Origin of the sequence: Paraburkholderia sp. RL17-347-BIC-D, assembly GCF_046027915.1 — a bacterium.
GTDB lineage: Bacteria > Pseudomonadota > Gammaproteobacteria > Burkholderiales > Burkholderiaceae > Paraburkholderia.
Map to the genome: position 1 here is coordinate 15,416 of NZ_JARESS010000053.1, position 18,710 is coordinate 34,125.

The window sequence follows — 18,710 nt, forward strand, 5'->3', positions numbered from 1 at the left end:
ACGGGCGCCAGGCTCGAACCAAGCGATTCATGGGAATTTTCTCGTTCGGCAAGAAAGACGACGCGCCCACCCGGCGCGGCGCAAATACCAGTTCCACCCGGGCCGCCCGTGGCGAGCGCGTGGAGCGGCGAACCCGCCGCACGGAGCGCACCGTCGACGCCGATGCGATGCTGCTCGACCCTACGTTGCCGGAAAAGCAGCGTGCGCGTCGCCGCCTCGTCGGCGCAATCGCGATGGTCGTGGCGGCGGTCGTCATCCTGCCGATGGTGCTGGACTCGCACCCCAAGCCCGTCACAGACGACATCTCCATCGACATTCCAAACCGTCCCGCGCCGAAGCTTGCCAAAGCCGCGGAAGACACACAGGCCGGTGTAGCGCCCGATAACCCCGTAACGCCAGACGCGGCACTCGCCGCATCCGGTCTCGCGCCGGCAACGGCAGCCAAGCAAGGCCAATCCAGCGCCGTGAAGCAACCGAGCGCGGAGACGAACGCAGCGGCGTCCGCGGCCAAGCCGGCGGCGAAACCGCAAGCGCCGTCCGTGGCGGCCAACACTACGCCGGCGGCGCCCGCAACGGCTGTCAAGCCGGCGGCGAAACCGCCGGTCACGCATAACGCCGCGACCGCACCGGCTGCTCAAGCCCCAAGCTCGGATGACACGAACACGGCCGCCAGCGCGGACGCGAATTCCGGCACGCCGGCTTCGCCGCCGGGCAGCCGTTTCGCCGTGCAGCTCGGCGCCTTCGCGAATGACGCCAACGCGCGCAATTGGGCCACCAAGTTGAAAGCGGCGGGTGTGCCCGCATATACCGAACATCGAAAGCAGGCTGACGGCTCCACGCTCACGTTGCTGCGTGCCGGCCCGTTCGCCGACCGTGCAGCGGCAAGCGCCGCCATCGCAAAGGTTCGCGAGGTCGGCTTGACGTCGGGCGCGAACAGCGGCGCTGCACAGTAAGCCAGCGATGTTCACTGCCTTCGACTACGCTGTAATGGCGGTGATCGGTTTGTCGGCGCTGCGCGGCACATGGCGCGGGTTTTTGTCGGAGATATTTGGGCTGATCGGCTGGATTGCGGCGTTTTTCATCGCTTGCCGCTTTGTCGGTTACATCGTGCCGTTTATCCCGTCCAACTGGCCGGGTGGCGCGTTGACCCAATGGCTGCTGGCCTTTGCATTGGTGGTGGTCGGTGTGGTGCTGGTGGCGAGTGTGCTGAACGCCCTTTTGAGCCGCATCGTGCAGGCAACCGGCTTGAGCGGCGTGGACCGCTCGCTCGGTTTGATGTTCGGCCTCGTGCGCGGGGTCATTCTGGTGCTGATTCTGGTCGCCCTGGCTGGCTTGACCGAACTGCCCCAACAGGAATTCTGGCGCAACGCCTTGCTTCGGCCCTATGCGGTCGAGGGCGTGCACGTAATGAAACCGCTGCTTCCCGAGACTCTTGCTGCTTACGTCCGAGTGTGACGATCAGGCGAGTGGCTAGGGAAACGCAGCAGGACTCCGGCGCAAACCGGCTGCCTTTACGTTCGGTCGCGTAGCTTCGCGAACGCCCCGAAAGAAGTCTCTCGGGACACCATCGCAGGCAGCGGCCGCCATGACGAATTTCGTACCTTTGAAGGACATGCCATGTGCGGCATCGTAGGCGTAGTTTCCCACTCTCCGGTCAATCAGCTGATCTATGACAGCCTGCTGCTCCTGCAGCACCGCGGTCAGGACGCCGCCGGCATCGCGACAGCGAACGGCAGCAACTTCCACATGCACAAGGCCAACGGCATGGTGCGCGACGTGTTCCGCACGCGCAACATGCGCAGCCTGCCCGGCACCACCGGTATCGGCCAGGTCCGTTACCCGACCGCCGGTTCCGCGTCGAGCGAAGAAGAAGCCCAGCCGTTCTACGTGAACGCGCCGTTCGGCATCATCCTCGCGCACAACGGCAATCTGACGAACTGGCAGCAACTGAAAGATGAGATGTTCCGCGTCGATCGCCGCCACATCAATACCAATTCCGACACGGAAGTGATGCTCAACGTGCTCGCGCACGAATTGCAGCTCTCCAGCTCGGGCTTGCAACTCGATCCGGCCGCGCTGTTCAAGGCTGTGTCGGGCGTGCATCGGCGGGTGCGCGGGTCGTACGCGATCGTCTCGCTGATCGCCGGTTACGGTCTGCTGGGCTTCCGTGACCCGTTCGGCATTCGTCCGCTGTGCCTCGGCAAGCAGGAAACGGCGGAAGGCGTCGAGTGGATCCTGGCGTCGGAGTCGGTGGCGATCGAAGGTATCGGCTTCGAATTCGTGCGCGATGTGGCGCCGGGCGAAGCGATTTTCATCGACATCGAAGGCAATCTGCACTCGCAGCAATGCGCGACGAACCCGAGCCTGAACCCCTGCATTTTCGAACTCGTGTATCTCGCGCGTCCGGACTCGGTGCTCGACGGCGTGCCGGTCTACAACGTGCGTCTGCGCATGGGCGACTACCTCGCCGAGAAGATCAAGCGCGAGTTGCCCGACGTTCCAATCGACGTCGTGATGCCGATTCCCGATTCGTCCCGTCCGGCCGCGATGCAGGTCGCGAAGAAACTGGGCGTGGAATACCGCGAAGGCTTCTTCAAGAACCGTTACGTCGGCCGCACCTTCATCATGCCGGGCCAGGCCGTGCGCAAGAAGTCGGTGCGCCAGAAGCTGAACGCCATGGGCATCGAGTTCAAGGGCAAGAACGTACTGATCGTCGACGACTCGATCGTGCGCGGCACCACTTCGCATGAAATCGTGCAGATGGCGCGCGATGCCGGCGCGAACAAGGTGATCTTCGCTTCGGCGGCGCCGCCGGTGAAGTTCCCGAACGTCTATGGCATCGACATGCCGACGCGCGGTGAACTCGTCGCCCACGGCCGCTCGGACGACGAAGTCGCGCGCATGATCGGCGCGGACCACCTCGTCTATCAGGACGTCGACGCGCTCAAGCAGGCAGTGCGCGATATCAACCCCGCGCTGAAGGAATTCGAAGCGTCGTGTTTCGACGGCAACTACGTGACCGGCGACGTGACCACCGAGTACCTCGACCGCATCGAAACCGCGCGTCTCGCACCGTCCTCGCAATCGGACCGCGACGCCGCGAGCGAAGCGATCGACGGCGGCGCCCCGGCCCGTTCGCAACTGCATTTGCAACTGTCGGTAGGTTGAGCGCGGCTTTGAATGAGGCCGCTCGCGGCGTGGCGCGCTGCACGCCGCGCCGGGAGCGTGTTAGCATGACGGCTTGCGTCGATTTGAACTCAGCTTGCGGACGCGGGGCAACCCGAAACAGCTAAAGCGAATGGTGGAAAAGCCGCATTCATCTACCTCCGCTCCAGCTTTCCCCCGCACATGAAGCCCGCTTATGCCGACGCAAAAGCGGGCTTTTTTGTTGCTGCCGTTCGGCTTGATACGCGCGTCTCAGTTCATCTGAGACGCAAATGCCGAACGCAGTCATGGAACATTGGAAACCAGAACCAACATGGACGACTCCCTGAACTTCGACACGCTGGCAGTCCGCTCGGGCACGGTGCGCAGCGACTTCAACGAGCATTCGGAAGCGATTTTCCTGACCTCGAGCTTCGTGTTCGCGAGTGCCGCGGATGCCGCCGAAAAATTCAAGAATTCCGAAGATAACTACACCTACTCGCGCTTCACGAACCCGACCGTCTCGATGTTCCAGGATCGTCTGGCCGCGCTCGAAGGCGGCGAAGCCTGCATGGCGACGGCGTCGGGCATGGCCGCGATCATGTCGGTGGTGATGTCGGCGTTGCAGGCGGGCGACCATCTGGTCAGCTCGCAGGCGCTGTTCGGTTCGACGCTCGGCATGTTCTCGCAGATCTTCAGCAAGTTCGGCATCACGACCACGTTCGTCGATCCGACCGATCTGGACGCGTGGAAAAACGCGGTGCGCCCGGAGACGAAGATGTTTTTCCTCGAAACGCCGTCGAATCCGCTGACCGAAGTCGCCGATATCGAGGCGATCAGCAAGATCGCCAAGGCGTCGAATGCGCTGTTCGTGGTCGACAACTGCTTCTGCAGCCCGGCCTTGCAGCAGCCGCTGAAGCTCGGCGCGGACGTCGTGATGCATTCGGCCACCAAGTTCCTCGATGGTCAGGGCCGCGTGCTCGGCGGCGCGCTGGTCGGCACGAAGCAGTTCATCATGGAAAAGGTGTTCCCGTTCGTCCGCAGCGCCGGGCCGACGTTGTCCGCGTTCAACGCCTGGGTGTTGCTCAAGGGCATGGAAACGCTGTCGCTGCGCGTTGAAAAGCAGTCGGCGAATGCGCTCGAAATCGCGCGCTGGCTGGAAACGCATCCGGCCGTGAATCGCGTGTTCTATCCGGGGCTCGAATCGCATCCGCAGCACGCGCTGGCCATGCGTCAGCAGAAGGCGGGCGGCGCGATTCTCTCGTTCGAACTGAAGGGCGACACGCCGGAGCAGATGCGCGCGAATGCATGGCGGGTGATCGACAACACGAAGATCTGCTCGATCACCGGCAACCTCGGCGACACGCGCACCACCATCACGCATCCGGCCACGACCACGCATGGTCGCGTGACGCCGGAAGCGCGCGCGGCGGCGGGGATCAGCGAAGGCTTGATTCGTCTTGCAGTCGGTCTGGAAAATGCCGGCGATATCCGCGGCGATCTGGAGCGCGGTCTCGCGGGTTGAGCGAGGTTCGAGCGAAGGCTCAATGAAGGACAGGCGGGCCGCTCGGGCGGCTCGCGCAGTGAAACTCAGTGCAGTGAAAACTCAGTGGCGCAACGCGCGCCACTGACCGGGCGCCAGCCCGAAACGCCGTGTGAACGCGTGCGTGTAGGCGCTCTGATCGCCGAAGCCGATGTCCAGCGCGATATCCGTTAACGAAAGGCGCGGATCGGCGAGCAGCGTGATCGACGTATCGAGCCGCAGCCGCTGCAAATAGCGATGCGGCGTCTCGCCGAACGCCTCGATAAAAAGCTGATGAAAGCGCCGCATGCCGAAGCCGCAATGCGCGGCGAGGTCGGCGATCCGCAAAGGCTCCGATAAATGCGCGCGCAGCCAGCGGTCGATACGCGCAAAGTCGAGACCCGCGCCGGCTGCCTGGGCGCTGGCCGTGGTGCCCGCATCGGCCACCAACGCCGCGCCGAGGCGCGCGGCTGCGTCCCAATGAAAACGCCGCGTATCCAGATCGTCGCCCAGAACGCCGCCGGTAGCGTGCGCCGCGATGCGATGCACGAGTTGCGCAAGCGAGCCTTCCACGGAGACGGGCCGCGCGCGGTCGAACAAACGCTCCGGCACGGCCAGCGAAGTGGCCGGCAAATCCAGCACCAACTGCCGGTTCTCGCCGACGCCCGCGTAATCGTGCCGCGCGCCCGCCGGGATGAGCCAGGCGGTACTGGCGTCGAGCCGTTGCGCGACGCCGTTCACCGCCATCACCATCGCGCCGTCGAGCCCGAGCACGACCTGGTGAAAGTCGTGCACGTCCGACGCTTCGATCGCGCCGTAGCGGCGCAGCGAAACGGTAGGAGCGGTAACGGCGGCGTGGCTCATCGACGGTGCGCGGTGACAGAACTGCGAAAAGCTTAGACGCCGAGCAATTCGACCTCGAACACGAGCGTGGCGTTCGGCGGAATCACGCCGCCTGCGCCACGCACGCCGTAGCCGAGTTGCGGCGGAATAGTCAGCTTGCGCGTGCCGCCGACTTTCATGCCTTGCACGCCTTCGTCCCAGCCCTTGATGACCATGCCGCCGCCCAGCACGAAAGCGAACGGGTCATTGCGGTCCTTGCTCGAGTCGAACTTCTGGCCATCGGTCAGCCAGCCGGTGTAGTGCACGCTGACGGTCTTGCCGGCCACCGCTTCGGCGCCGGTGCCTTCAACGATGTCTTCGTACTTCAAGCCGGATTCGGTAGTCACAGTCGACATGTGTCGCTCCTCAGGTCAAAAACGTAAAAACCGACATTGTAGGCGTGTTGGCGCCGCATGCCGAGGATTGCCGCGTGGCACGCGGATTGCGTGCTGATTGGCCGTCCGGCCAGGCTGGTGGCGCCGGACGGCATGCCTATAATGGGGCTTCTTTCAATCATCATGCACTGCCTGAGAGGGCTCGATCGTGACAACGTCTTCAACCGGAGCTACCGGCGAAAAGCCGGTGCCTTCCGGCTTCGCCGTATCCGAACGTACCGCGCATCTCCGCGCGGAAACCGCGCTGTTCATGCGTGACCATGTGCTCTCGCTGGTGTCGCACGATCTGCGCGGTCCGTTGAATGCCATTCATAGCTGGGCGTACGTGCTGGAGCGCAAGCTCGACGCGAACGACCCCAACGCGCAGCGTGCCGTCACCGGCATTCGCAATGGCGTGGACCAGCAGGTCAAGTTGCTCGAGACGATCGTCGACGCCACGCGCGCCGAAACCAAATCGCTGGCGCTCGCCTACGCGTCGTTCCCGCTGCATCCGCTGCTCGATGAAACCGTGGAAGAAGTCCGCTCGGGTCTGGCCCGGACGCGCGGTGTGGAAGTCACGCTCGACTCGCAACTCGCCAGCGAGCAGCTCAACGGCGACCGCGAGCGCCTTGCCGCCGCGCTATGGCTGATGCTGACGTTCGCGGTCGAAACGAGCCCGGAAGGCGCCACGGTCGTCCTGTCCACGAAAGCCGACACGAGCGCATGGCACGCCAGCCTCGCGTACGACACGAACAGCGCCGCGTTGCAGGATCCCGCCTTGCCCCATGTGCTCGAAGCGTTTGCCCGCAAGCAGGCGCGCGAGCCGCGCGAGGCGAAACGCATCGCGTGGGTGCTGGCGCTGTGCAAACGCGTCGCGGAAGCGCACGGCGGCAGTTTCGAGCAAGTCGACGCGGCCGGCAGCGAGCCGGGCGGCAACGCTACGGCCACGCTTGCGCTACGCATCCCGCTGAGCGCAACAGCACCAAAGTGAACGGTTGGACTCAGCCACTTCGTTTGCGCGATTCAGATTTCACCGAGCTTTCACCCTCTATACTGACAACTTTTGTTGCCGGAGCCTTTCGCTTTGATCCAGGTCGTCGCCCTTATCGGTGCGTTGTTTCTCGTTGCCCTCAACGGTTTCTTTGTTGCCGCTGAGTTCGGTCTGGTCAAACTGCGGCAGACGCGCGTGCAAAGCCTTGCCGCCAAACACGGCATGCGCGGACGGCTGCTCGGCAAGGTGCACGGGCGCCTCGACGCCTATCTTTCCGCCTGTCAGCTCGGCATTACGCTGGCGTCGCTCGGGCTCGGCTGGATCGGCGAGCCCGCCTTCGCGGAACTGCTCACGCCGCTCTTCACGCTGCTCGGCGTGGAATCGGAGAAGCTGATCCACGGCATTTCGCTGTTCTTCGCGTTCTCGTGCATTTCGTTCCTGCATATCGTGGTGGGCGAACTGGCGCCGAAGTCGTTGGCGATTCGTGAGGCGGAGAAGGTTTCGCTCTGGACCGCTACGCCGTTATACGGCTTCTACTGGGCCATGTATCCGGCGATCTGGGTGCTCAATACGAGCGCGAATGCCGTGCTCAAACTCGCCGGGCTCGACGCCGATCACGGCCACGACTCGCACTACTCAACCGACGAACTCAAGCTGATCCTGCGCGGCCGCCGCGCCAACGTCGCAACGGAACTGGGTTCGCCGGACGGTGCCTACAGTCAGGACGAGTGGAACACGATCGCGCACTCGCTGGATTTTTCGCGCATGACGGTGTCGGACCTCATGCGTCCGGCCTACGAAATGGTCGGCTTGCGGCGCGATCTGCCGTTGCGCGAAAACATGCAGGTGGTGGCGCGGCATCGCTTCAGCCGCTATCCGCTGTTCGAAGACGCATCGGGCGAACGCGTGGCCGGCATGATCCATTTGAAGGATCTGCTGCTGGCCCGCCATGCGGGCAGCACGCTCGACGATCTCTCCAAATACGCGCGGCCCGTGCAGTACGTGACGCCGGAGATGCCGGCGCTCGAACTGTTTCGCCGCTTCCGCAAGGGTGCGCCGCACTTCGCGCTGGTCGGCCACAAGCGTTCGAAGCCGATCGGGTTCCTGACGCTCGACAATCTGCTCGGCGCACTGGTCGGCCAGATCCACGACGAATTCCGTCAAGGCGACGCCGACTGGACGCGCATGGACGACGGCACCTTGATGGGCAAGGGCAGCTTGCCGGTGGTGTCGCTGGAACGCGCGTTGGGGATCGACATCGACGAAGGCAAGGCCGAATCGGTCGGCGGCCTCGTGATTCAGGCGCTCAACGATCTGCCCACCGAAGGGCAGCGCGTCGAGTTCGACCGCTTCGACGTCGTCGTCAAGAAGATGAAAGGACCGCGGATCGTGCTCGTGCGCGTCTATCCGAAAACCTTCGATGACGAAGGCGGCTAAGCCGCGATAGCGCTGCAACACGCCACAGGTAGAATTGGCGTCCACACCATTGGGGGCGACATGGGATATCTGTTGGTGCTGTGCGTCGGGTTGCTGGCCGGCACGCTGAGCGGCGTGGTCGGCACCGGCTCGTCGATGATGCTGATGCCCGTTCTCGTGATGCTGTTCGGTCCGCAACAGGCGGTGCCGATCATGGCGATCGCCGCGATCATGGGCAACTTCGGCAAGGTCCTCGCGTGGTGGCGCGAGATCGACTGGCGGGCGTGCGGCGCCTACTGCGTGACCGCCGTGCCGGGCGCGGCACTCGGTGTGCGCACGCTGCTTGCGTTGCCGCCGCACGCGGTCGAAATTGCTTTGGGTTTGTTCTTCGTCGCGATGGTGCCCACGCGGCGCTGGCTCGCGCGCCGGGATATCAAGTTCTCTTTGTGGCAGCTTTCCCTGATCGGCGGCGTGGTGGGTTTTCTTACCGGGATCGTCGTGTCCACCGGGCCGATCACAGTGCCGGTGTTCATGTCTTACGGCCTCGTAAAGGGCGCTTTTCTCGCGACCGAAGCGGCGGGCTCCTTGACCGTCTATGCCGCCAAAGTCGCAGTCTTCAATCATTTCGGCGCATTGCCTTTGCATGTGGTGATCGATGGCTTGATCACCGGCTCTGCGCTCATGGTCGGCTCGTTTGCCGCGCGGCTGATTGTGGTTCGTATGAGCCCCTCGACCTTCAAACTGGTCGTCGACGGCTTGATGTTGTCTTCGGGACTTTCACTGTTGTGGGCAGCGGGACGCTAGGTTAGCCGACGGAAGCCTGAAACACGTCATCAGCGCTTCCCTTGATTCTTCACATCCTGATTGTACAAAGGGCGCGTGTGGCGGGACACGAAGAGCAGAGCACTTCAGCGGAATAACGCCTCATTCCGACCAGGTCCATAAAAAAGGCGGTCAGAGCACATACGCTCCAACCGCCTTCGCCCAGAAGATCAAGAGGATCAACTACGCGGCACGCCGTCCTCCACCAACACAGCGATCGGCATCGCGCCGAGCGCATCGCGCAGATACAGCAGACCGTTTTCATCGACCTTCGGCGCAGCGGGACTCAGCCAGTCGAACAGCGCTCGCGCGGATAGATCGGACGGCATCTCCAGCGCCGTGTCCTCCCATTTCGCCGGATCGACCATCGGCAAATCGCCATCGTCGCCGAGCAAGCCGGCCGCGAGCCGGCTCGCTATCACCACGGCCCACGCATTGCCATGCCGCCGCGCAAACGCGATTACACTCGACGCGTGCTTCCCGCGCACGGCGAGCGGCAAATACTCGCTCTGGCTCAGCAACTCCGGCAAATGCGCTCGCAACGCGAGCACGCGCTGCACTACCGCGAGCTTCACGCGTCCATCGCGCCAGCTCGGCAGGAATTCCGACGGCGGCGTCTGTACGAGCCACGCCTCGCGCTTGGCGAAATCGACGGGTCTGCGGTTGTCCGGATCGACCAGACTGAAGTCCCACAACTCGGTGCCCTGATAAAGATCGGGAATCCCAGGCGATGCCAGCCGCAACACGGTCTGTTGCAAGCTATTGAGCGCGCCGGCGCGGCCGATTCTCGTGACGAACGCGGACAACGCCTTCAGGAAGCCGTCACGCCGCTGCGGTGCAAGGATGTCGAACAGGAAATCGCGACAGGCGGCCTCGTACCCTTCGTCGGGCGCGAGCCAGTTGGTTTGCAGCTTGGCTTCGCGCAGCGCCTTCAATTGCCATTGCGCGACGCGCTCGGCCAGTTCCTTCACGCCGGCTTCATCGTCTGGTTGCAAATCCGGCGGCCAGCAGCCTATCAGTGTTTGATAGAGCATCGCTTCGGCGGCGGGGCCGGGCGCCCAGTGGTAGGTCGTGTCCTGGCCGACGCTGCTGACGGGTTTGCCATCGAACGCGCGACGATGCGGCGCATTCAACGTGGACCACGCGCGCAACGTCGCGCCCCAGTCCTGCGCGAGCTCGCTCAACACAGCGAGCCGCGCGCGCACGTCTTCGCCACGTTTGTGATCGTGCGTGGCCGTTGCGAGCATCGCGTGCGGGAAGCGCTGCGAACGCTCCAGATTCGCCGCGTGAAACGCTTCGACCGACAGTGCGAACTCGCCCGGGTCCGAGCCGACTTCATTGCGTGACAATAGCCGGCCATAGCGATAGCAGGCCGTATCTTCGACCGCCTTCGCGGCAACCGGCGCGGTCAGTTGTGAAAACAGCGTCTGCGCGGTGCGTCGCGCGGAACCGGCATGGCTTGGCGGTGTGCCGTTCTGGCCTTGTTGCTGCGGTGCGCCGCTTCGTCCGGGCGGCGGTTCTTCCGCGCTACCGCCGAGCCACGCATTTACGCGATCGAGCGCGACAAGATCCGCGCGCGAAAGCGTCCGTCGCGCGCCCTCCAAAGCCTGCTCGAAATAAACGTTATCCGCCGCGCTACGCAGACCGTTCTGCGGATAGATTCGATACACCGGAAAATGCACGACCAGTTCGGTCAACACACGCCGCAGCGTAGTGAAGGTGAAATCGCGCGTGGTCAGCGAATCGCGGGCAATGCGATGCAACGCGCGCGCCGCGCGGTCGAGCTCCGCCGACAGGTTTTCCGCGAGAATCTTGCGGCGCGCGATTAGCGCTTCGTCTGCAAAACGGGGGCTGCGGCCGGTCAGTTCGGCCCACGTTTGCGCGAGCGGTTCGGCGCCCGCCGGATCGTGCAGCAACGCGCCGACGTCGCTCGTGAAATCGTAGCCGGTCGTGCCGTCCACGGGCCAATCGTCGCGCAGCGGTTCGCCGCGGCCGAGAATCTTTTCGACCACCACATACGGCGCGGTATCGCGCAGTTCCGTGAGACGCTGACGCAAACGCTGACAGTATTCACGCGGCTCGGCGAGGCCGTCGACGTGATCGATCCGCAAGCCGTCCACCACGCCTTCCTGGTACAGACGGAAAGGCAGCGCATGCACGGCCTCGAACACTTCGGGCCGTTCCACGCGCACGCCGGCGAGCGTCGAGATGTCGAAGAACCGCCGCCAGTTCACCTCGTCGGACGCGGTGCGCCACCACGCCAGGCGGAAGTGCTGCCGCTCGATCAGCCGATGCAGTCGGTCACGCGTCACCGGATCGTCAGGGGCATACGCCTGCAGCGCGATTTCGATCGCCGAGGCACCGTTTTGTGCGACGAACTCGCGCAGCATGTCGCGGCCTTCGGCGGCGCGCGGATGATCGGTCGGTTGCGTCGTGAGTCCGTGGAAGCGCTCGGCGAGTGCGTTGAGATCGGCGCGGTCGGCGCTTTGCAGAATCGACGCGTAATCGGTTGGGCACACGGGAAACACGTGCGGGCCGTAGCCGATATAAAAGCGCCCAATGTCGGCCGCGAAATGCAGCGCGATGCGGCCTGCCGCGAGTTCCTCGCCGTACGGCGCGCCGAGTGTGGGCACCAGCACCTTGCCGCGCAAGGCAGGATCGGGCGAATGCCAGTCCACGTCGAAGTGCCGCGCATAAGCGCTATGACGGCCCCATTCGAGGATGTCGAGCCACCACGCGTTGCTCGATCCGCCGACGCCCATATGATTGGGCACGGTGTCGATGATCAGTCCCATGTTATGCGCGCGCAGTTTATCGACGAGGCGCTTCAGGCTCGCCTCGCCGCCGCACTCGGCGCTGACCTGGGTGTAGTCGACGGTGTCGTAGCCGTGCATCGAGCCCGGTTCGGCCGTCGTAATCGGCGACGCGTACACGTGGCTGATGCCGAGCGCGGCGAAGTAATCGACGTGCTTCGCGGCATCGTCGAAGGTGAAGCCTCGGTGGAACTGGAGGCGAAGCGTGGAGCGCGGGACGGTCATGGCGTATCAGGCTCCGAAGAAGCGTTGGCGGAAGGAACCGGGGCGGTCGCGGCGCGGCGCGCGCGATCTACCGCGAGCAGCCGGTCGCAGAAAGTGTCGTCCTCGAACAGTTCGTCGATCGGCACGCTCACGCGGCGCCGCCAGTTCGGATGCTCGTCGATCGAGCCGGGCAGATTCGGCTGCTCGACTTGCGCGAACAGATCCTCGAGCGGAAACGTGACCAGCGGGCCGGGCGTCGCGGCCACGAAGGCGAGCGCTTCGTCCACGGGCGCGCGGTCGGGCGGCGGCGCCGCGACGTCGGGCGCGGCCACGCCCGCTTGCTGGAACGCGCGCCACAACTCGGCGCGGTCTTGCGCGCGCACTTCCTGGGCCGCTTCCTCCGGATCGCGGCCGTCCGCGCGCGCCATCGTCTGGCCGATCCTGTTGCGCCACGTGATGTCGCTGCCGCGCCACCAGCCGGCGACCGTCGGCAGATCGTGCGTGGTCGTCGTGCCGACCGCATTGCGGTCCCAAGCCGAAGGCGGCTTGAATCCTTTGCCGTCGTGCGCGCCCTCGAACCACAGCACGCGAATGCCGGCGATGCCGTGCTCTTCGAGCCGCTCGCGAAAACCGGGCGGCACGGTGCCGAGATCTTCGCCGATCACGATCGCGCGATGCCGCCACGATTCGAGCGCGATCAAACGCAGCAGGTCTTCGAGCGGGTAGCGCAAATAAGCGCCGTTGCGCGCGCTTTCGCCTTCTGGTACGAGCCACAGCCGCCGCAGGCCGAGAATGTGATCGATGCGGATGCCGCCGGCATGCGCGAACGCCGCGCGCAACATGTCGATGAAAGCGGAAAAGCCCTGCGTGCGCATGGCGCGCGGCGAGAACGTGGTGAGTCCCCACGCCTGGCCGGCCTGGTTGAACAGATCCGGCGGCGCGCCGACCGATACGCCTTGCAGCATGTCGTCGCGATACGACCATGCATGGCTGCCGGCGCTATCGCATCCCACCGCGAGATCGGCGATCAGGCCGACGGCCATGCCGGCATCGCGCGCCGCATGTTGTGCGTGCGACAAACCCTTGGCGGCGAGCCATTGCAGAAACAGATGAAAATCGACCTCATGACGATTGGCCTCGGCGAAGGCTTCGACTTCCGGGCTGCGCGGATCGCGCAATGCCTCGGGCCAGTTGCGCCAATGTCCGTTGCCGCCTTCTTGCGAGAGTTGCGCCGCCTGCAGCGCTTCGAAACGCGCGTGATCTTCGAGCGCGCGCCCGGCGCGTCCGCAGAAGCCGTGAAATTCCAGCGCGCGCGGCGTGTGCTGCGCGCGTTCGTGCGTGCAGAAATGCTCGTACAGCGTGCGCAAGACTTTCAGCTTCAGCACGACCGCGTTCGGCCAGTCGATCAGCGGCAGGCGTTCGAGTTTCGACCACGCGTCGCCGGCCTGTGCGGCTTCGAGCGCGGCATGGGCCGCATCCGCGCCGAACACGGCAGCGGGATCGATATGCGTGACGTTCAACCACAAACGCGACGACGGTGAATATGGACTGAAGCGCTCCGGCTCCGCGCTGAACATCGCATGAGTCGGGCTGACGGCGAGCGCGTGCGCGCCACGCTTCGCACTTCCAACGGCGATTTGCGCAAGCGCCGAATAGTCGCCGATGCCGCCGTCGCCGGTGCGGCGCAAGCCGTATAACTGCGCGGCGATGCCCCACAGCGGCGGCGTGGTCCTGTTGTCGCCGGTGTCCTCGTCGTGGTCGCGCAGCGTGCGCCAGGCGTCGGCGACCGTATAGCAGCGCGGCGGCGCCACGGCCAGCGTCACGCGTTGATCGTTGATCACGAGCGTGTGATAGCCGGCCTCGTCGATCGGTGCGAGCAACGCCTCGCCTTTGGGCGCCGTAAACCTGCCGTCGATGATCGAGCCGCTTTCAAGCTCGATCCGATAATGGATGCCGGATTTGATCGCCGCGACGTGCAAGGCAATGCCGCGCCCGACTTCCGCGGTCATCAGCGGCGGAAGTTTGCGGCCCGACAATTCTGCTTCCAGCGCGGCAGTGCTTTGGCGGATTTGCGTGGCGTTGCCGCACGGCAAACCCATCCGCTCGAGCAGCACGGCGAGTGTGGTCTCAGGCACATGCTGCGTCGTATGGTGCGCGTCCTGCCACTCCACCTCGAAGCCGGCGCGCGAGGCGAGAGTGACGATCGTGTTGTTAGGGCGTCGGGTAGTCACGCGTGGCGCTCCTGTTGGCCCGCAATGCGGGCATCGTGGCCGATGGCGTAGTCGCAGACGTCGCCGGTCAGCCACGCGACGAACGTGTACGGCGGCAACACCTTGACGTCGATCTGTTCGCGCACGCGTGGCGGCGTTTCGAAAATCACCTTGCCGGCCGGAATTTCGGCGCACGCCACGTTCTCTTTCGAGAGATTCAGCGCGACCGATAACGTCTCGCCGTCGCAGAGTTTCCAGCGCGCGATCAGCGCATTGGCGTCGCCGCCATTCGCCGCGGTCAGCACCATCACACCGCACGACTTGCTATGTTGCAGGCGCGGGGTAATCAGTTTGGCGCGCACAGCGAGCGCGGATTTGTAGAAGTGCATCCAGTCGAGGCGGTCTTTCGCTTCATCGCCTTCGTGATTCGGCGCTGTGTGCGACGCCGCCGGCGACGATGCCGCGAACGTCTTCACGTCGTTCGGATCGGGAATCTGCGCGCGGCGTTTCTCGTCGCTGAACGAGGAAAAGCGCGCGAATTCGCGGCGCCGTCCTTCGCGGACCGCGTCGGCGAGATCGCCGGCGTAGTCGGTGAAGAACAGGAAGGGTCGAGTGGAGCCGTACTCCTCGTCCATGAAGAGCAGCGGGATTTGCGGCGACAACAGAAGCAGGCCGGTGGCGGCGCGCAACGCGTCGTCCGAGGTCAGTTTGCGCAGCCGCTCGCCGAACGCGCGGTTGCCGATCTGATCGTGGTTCTGCAGGAACATCACGAACGAAGTGGGCGGCAGATGACCGCTCGCTTCGCCGCGCGGTTTGCCGTCGTGTATCGGCGAAGGGTCGCCCTGATAGGCGAAGCCTTCCGATAGGACGCGCGCGAGACGGCGGATCGGCTGGTCTTCGTACGCGTGGTAATAGCCTTCCGTTTCGCCGGTCAGCAGCACGTGCAAGGTGTTGTGCGCGTCGTCGTTCCATTGCGCGTCGAAATGCGTTTCCAGCAGGCTCGCGCTGTTGTGCTCGTTTTCCAGCACCAGATGCACGTGCCGGCCGTGCTGCACTTTGGCGCGGATATGATCGGACAATTCGCGCAGCCACGCGTGGTTGTCGATAGCGTGCACCGCGTCGAAACGCAGCCCGTCGAGACGATATTCGTTGATCCAGTAGACGGCGTTATCCGTGAAGAAGTCGCTCACTTCGCTGCGCTCGAAATCGATCGCCGGGCCCCACGGCGTGTGCGTGCCTTCGCGGAAAAATGAGCGGGCGTACTGGTGCAGATAGTTGCCGTCCGGGCCGAAGTGGTTATAGACCACGTCGAGAAACACCATGAGGCCGAGACCGTGCGCGGCATCGACCAGCGCTTTCAGATCTTCTGGGCGGCCGTAGGCGGAATCGGGCGCATACGGCAACACGCCGTCGTAGCCCCAATTGTGCTTGCCGGGGAAGTCGTTCAACGGCATCAGTTCGATGGCGGTGACGCCGAGCGCGGCGAGTTCCGGCAGGCGCTTCTGCACACCCGCATAACCGCCCATTGCGCCGACGTGCAACTCGTACAACACCGTTTCTTCCCAAGGCCGGCCATGCCAGTTCGTGTGTTCCCAACGGTACGCGCGCGGATCGATGACTTCGCTCGGCCCATGCACGTCTTGCGGCTGAAAGCGCGATGCCGGATCGGGCACCGCATGCTCGCCATCCAACCGGAAGCGGTACAGCGTGCCCGCGCCGCCGTCGACGCTTGCTTCGAACCAGCCGTTACCGGCGGGCGTCATATCGTGCGTGCCTTGGGCAGGGCCGTTTTCGATTTCCACCTGGACGTGTTGGCAGGAAGGCGCCCAAAAGCGAAACCGCGTGCGCGGCTTCGTGCCCGTCGCGCCTAGCAACTGCGCGCCGAACGGCAAACAGTGCGCGTGATGATGCGCATGAGGATCAATCGGACTTTCGGACATGATTCGTCACCATTCAGTTTTGCTTTCGAGCCGCGTGTTATGCGTCGCTCGCGGCGCCGCTACCCCTAAGTAGTCGGCGACATATCGCTACTGGGCGGATGCGCACCAGGATCGGGCGGAAGTGCAGTCAACAGCCGCGGTCCGTGCTGCGCGCCGGCCTTCCAGCCCGCCTGCCAATCCGCTTCGCCCACCGGCTGCGCAGCCAGCATCACGAGGCTATGCGCGGCCACTTCGACCTCTCCAACCGCCAGCCGATGCGGCGTGCTCTCCGGCTCAGCAGTGTCTAACAGCACGTGCCATTCCAGGTGCGGGGCGGGCGGCGTAAAACGCAGTGTTTCCTCGTTGGCGTTGAGCATCATCAACAATACTTCTGTTTCGCCGTTTAAGCCTGGACCCGCGCGCCGCAGCGTGAACGCGCGGCCTTCGGGATCCTGCCAGGCCTCGATGGTGAGCGGGTCGCCGTGCTCGTCGAACCAGCCCACGTCGAACAGGCCGGGCAACACTTCACGATCGCCGAATAGAAAGCGCGTTTCGCGCAACAGCGGATGTTGCTTGCGCAGCGCGATCACGCGCGCGACGAACGCGGTCATCTGCTGCCCGTCCGGCGATTCAGCGCGTTCCCAGTCGAGCCATGAAATTTCGTTGTCCTGGCAGTACGCGTTGTTGTTGCCGTTCTGCGTGCGCAGCGATTCGTCGCCGGCCAGCACCATCGGCGTGCCGAGCGCCATCAGCAGCGTGGCGATCAGCGAGCGCGCCACGCGTTTGCGCGTGGCGAGAATCGCGGGGTCGTCGCTCGGGCCTTCCACGCCCCAGTTGCGGCTGCAGTTCTCGTTGTGGCCATCGTTGTTGTCTTCGCGATTGGCTTCGTTGTGCTTCTGCTCGTAAGCGGTGACATCCGCTAACGTAAAACCGTCATGCGACGTGACGAAATTGACCGACGCCCACGGCTTCCTGAAACGTCGATTGAACAGATCGGCCGAGCCGGTCAGACGCGCGGCGAGATCGGGCCGCAAACCGGCGTCGCCGCGCCAGAAACGGCGCACGGTGTCGCGGAAACGGTCGTTCCATTCGCCAAAACCCGGCGGATGATTGCCTAGCTGATAACCGCCCGGTCCGATATCCCAAGGCTCGGAAATCAGCTTGCGTTGCGACAGGATCGGGTCCTGGCGCAACGCGTCGAAGAAACCGGAGCCAGGGTCGAAACCGTGCTGCTCACGGCCGAGCGTAACGCCGAGATCGAAACGGAAGCCGTCGATGTTGAAAGCGGTCGACCAGTAGCGCAGCGAATCCATCACCATTTGCAGCACACGCGGATGCGGCAGATTCACCGTGTTGCCGCAGCCTGTGTCGTTGATATGGTGACGCTCGTCGCCGGGAATGAGGCGGTAGTAGCTGGCATTGTCGAGGCCGCGCCACGACACCGTTGGCCCCATCTCGTTGCCTTCGCAGGTGTGGTTGTAGACCACGTCGAGAATCACTTCGATGCCGGCCGCGTGCAACTGACGCACGGCGATGCGCATTTCGTCGAGCCGGTGCGTGCTCAGATACGACGGCTCCGGTGCGAAAAATGCCGCCGTGTTGTAGCCCCAGTAGTTGCGCAGCCCGCGTTCCACCAGGAAGCGGTCGTTGAGAAACGCATGCACGGGCAGCAATTCGACGGCGGTCACGCCGAGTTTCAGCAAATGCTCGATGAACTCCGGCGAAGCCAGCGCCGCGAACGTGCCGCGTTCGTGCTGACGCAAATCGGCGCGCAACATCGAGGCGCCGCGCACATGCGTTTCGTAGACGATGGTTTCGCCCCACGGCACATTCGGGCGCTTGTCGTGCGACCAGTCGAACGCTTCGTCGATCACCACGCACTTGGGCATGGCCGGCGCCGAATCGCGCCGGTCGATAGAAAGGTCAGCGCGATTCGAATGCACGCGATAACCGAACAGCGCATCCGACCAGCGAAACTGTCCGACCAGTTTGCGCGCGTACGGATCGAGCAGCAGCTTGTGCGGGTTGAAGCGATGCCCATGCTGCGGCTGATACGGCCCGTGCGCGCGAAACCCGTAAGCGGTGCCCGGATGCGCGTTGGGCAGGTAGCCGTGCCAGACTTCGTCGGTGCATTCGGGCAGCGTGAAGCGGCGGATTTCCTTGCGGCCGGTCGGATCGAACAGGCAAAGCTCGATTTTTTGCGCGTTCGCCGAAAACACCGCAAAGTTGACGCCGAGGCCGTCCCAGCTGGCGCCGAGCGGATACGGCGAACCGGGCAGAAGCCGGTCGGGCATTGCATGCGACATGATTCCCCTTCCTTGTTCTGATTGTTGAACGCTGTCGTGGGTCTTCATGCAACGAGCGCGCGGCGCGAAGATTTCGCACGCCGCGCGCTCGCTTCACAGCACCTCCA

The 18,710-nt window shown here is 64.3% G+C and carries 13 protein-coding genes; 7 read left to right on the plus strand and 6 right to left on the minus strand.

Translation table 11 applies throughout. From position 1 onward, the window contains the following. The first annotated feature begins 29 nt into the window (after positions 1 to 29). From P0D96_RS39490 to P0D96_RS39505, 4 genes are all read left to right on the plus strand, one after another. Positions 30 to 953, plus strand: a complete 924-nt coding sequence (locus tag P0D96_RS39490; RefSeq protein WP_408319212.1) for an SPOR domain-containing protein — start codon at positions 30 to 32, stop codon at positions 951 to 953. 7 nt (positions 954 to 960) lie between these two features. Then, positions 961 to 1,455 (plus strand): CvpA family protein, encoded by a 495-nt coding sequence (locus tag P0D96_RS39495; RefSeq protein WP_132383642.1) that lies wholly within the window; start codon positions 961 to 963, stop codon positions 1,453 to 1,455. A 162-nt stretch (positions 1,456 to 1,617) separates the two neighbouring features. Then, the gene (purF, locus tag P0D96_RS39500; protein ID WP_408319214.1) at positions 1,618 to 3,168 is read left to right on the plus strand and encodes an amidophosphoribosyltransferase; all 1,551 of its coding nucleotides are present in this window, start codon (positions 1,618 to 1,620) and stop codon (positions 3,166 to 3,168) included. Positions 3,169 to 3,478: 310 nt separating this feature from the next. Next, the gene (locus P0D96_RS39505) at positions 3,479 to 4,669 is read left to right on the plus strand and encodes an O-succinylhomoserine sulfhydrylase (protein WP_408181675.1); all 1,191 of its coding nucleotides are present in this window, start codon (positions 3,479 to 3,481) and stop codon (positions 4,667 to 4,669) included. A gap of 81 nt (positions 4,670 to 4,750) precedes the next feature. Here P0D96_RS39505 and P0D96_RS39510 read toward each other — a convergent pair whose 3' ends face one another. Further along, a complete protein-coding gene (locus P0D96_RS39510) occupies positions 4,751 to 5,530 on the minus strand; it encodes an AraC family transcriptional regulator (RefSeq protein ID WP_408319216.1) in 780 nt (259 codons plus the stop codon). 32 nt (positions 5,531 to 5,562) lie between these two features. After that, positions 5,563 to 5,904: an FKBP-type peptidyl-prolyl cis-trans isomerase gene (locus tag P0D96_RS39515; protein WP_027803023.1), complete on the minus strand. Its 342-nt coding sequence runs from the start codon at positions 5,902 to 5,904 to the stop codon at positions 5,563 to 5,565. 187 nt (positions 5,905 to 6,091) lie between these two features. Here P0D96_RS39515 and P0D96_RS39520 point away from each other — a divergent pair, with 187 nt between their 5' ends. From P0D96_RS39520 to P0D96_RS39530, 3 genes are all read left to right on the plus strand, one after another. Further along, positions 6,092 to 6,913, plus strand: a complete 822-nt coding sequence (locus P0D96_RS39520; RefSeq protein WP_408319218.1) for a sensor histidine kinase — start codon at positions 6,092 to 6,094, stop codon at positions 6,911 to 6,913. A gap of 93 nt (positions 6,914 to 7,006) precedes the next feature. Further along, on the plus strand, positions 7,007 to 8,350 hold the full coding sequence (locus tag P0D96_RS39525) for a hemolysin family protein (protein WP_408319219.1): 1,344 nt from the start codon (positions 7,007 to 7,009) through the stop codon (positions 8,348 to 8,350). 60 nt (positions 8,351 to 8,410) lie between these two features. Continuing rightward, positions 8,411 to 9,133, plus strand: a complete 723-nt coding sequence (locus P0D96_RS39530; protein ID WP_132383656.1) for a sulfite exporter TauE/SafE family protein — start codon at positions 8,411 to 8,413, stop codon at positions 9,131 to 9,133. A 197-nt stretch (positions 9,134 to 9,330) separates the two neighbouring features. Here the strand turns inward: P0D96_RS39530 and treY are convergent, their stop codons facing one another. The 4 genes from treY to glgX form a co-directional block, all read right to left on the minus strand. After that, on the minus strand, positions 9,331 to 12,189 hold the full coding sequence (treY, locus tag P0D96_RS39535; protein WP_408319221.1) for a malto-oligosyltrehalose synthase: 2,859 nt from the start codon (positions 12,187 to 12,189) through the stop codon (positions 9,331 to 9,333). Continuing rightward, positions 12,186 to 14,399 carry a 4-alpha-glucanotransferase gene (gene malQ, locus P0D96_RS39540; RefSeq protein WP_408319223.1) on the minus strand — a complete coding sequence of 738 codons (2,214 nt, stop codon included), beginning with the start codon at positions 14,397 to 14,399 and terminating at the stop codon, positions 12,186 to 12,188. The genes treY and malQ overlap by 4 nt, the downstream gene beginning before the upstream one ends. Next, on the minus strand, positions 14,396 to 16,318 hold the full coding sequence (treZ, locus tag P0D96_RS39545; protein ID WP_408319225.1) for a malto-oligosyltrehalose trehalohydrolase: 1,923 nt from the start codon (positions 16,316 to 16,318) through the stop codon (positions 14,396 to 14,398). Before treZ ends, malQ begins: the two co-directional genes overlap by 4 nt. 65 nt (positions 16,319 to 16,383) lie before the next feature. Then, complete coding sequence (gene glgX / locus P0D96_RS39550) at positions 16,384 to 18,603, minus strand: glycogen debranching protein GlgX (RefSeq protein WP_132383664.1); 2,220 nt, start codon at positions 18,601 to 18,603, stop codon at positions 16,384 to 16,386. Between the last annotated feature and the right edge of the window lie 107 nt (positions 18,604 to 18,710).

Excerpts from the sequence above, each read along its gene's own strand:
- P0D96_RS39490 (WP_408319212.1), top strand. The coding sequence starts at position 30 with ATGGGAATTTTCTCGTTCGGCAAGAAAGACGACGCGCCCACCCGGCGC.
- P0D96_RS39495 (WP_132383642.1), top strand. The coding sequence starts at position 961 with ATGTTCACTGCCTTCGACTACGCTGTAATGGCGGTGATCGGTTTGTCG.
- treZ (WP_408319225.1), bottom strand. The coding sequence starts at position 16,318 with ATGTCCGAAAGTCCGATTGATCCTCATGCGCATCATCACGCGCACTGT.
- glgX (WP_132383664.1), bottom strand. The coding sequence starts at position 18,603 with ATGTCGCATGCAATGCCCGACCGGCTTCTGCCCGGTTCGCCGTATCCG.
- P0D96_RS39505 (WP_408181675.1), top strand. The coding sequence starts at position 3,479 with ATGGACGACTCCCTGAACTTCGACACGCTGGCAGTCCGCTCGGGCACG.
- P0D96_RS39510 (WP_408319216.1), bottom strand. The coding sequence starts at position 5,530 with ATGAGCCACGCCGCCGTTACCGCTCCTACCGTTTCGCTGCGCCGCTAC.
- P0D96_RS39530 (WP_132383656.1), top strand. The coding sequence starts at position 8,411 with ATGGGATATCTGTTGGTGCTGTGCGTCGGGTTGCTGGCCGGCACGCTG.
- purF (WP_408319214.1), top strand. The coding sequence starts at position 1,618 with ATGTGCGGCATCGTAGGCGTAGTTTCCCACTCTCCGGTCAATCAGCTG.
- P0D96_RS39515 (WP_027803023.1), bottom strand. The coding sequence starts at position 5,904 with ATGTCGACTGTGACTACCGAATCCGGCTTGAAGTACGAAGACATCGTT.
- treY (WP_408319221.1), bottom strand. The coding sequence starts at position 12,189 with ATGACCGTCCCGCGCTCCACGCTTCGCCTCCAGTTCCACCGAGGCTTC.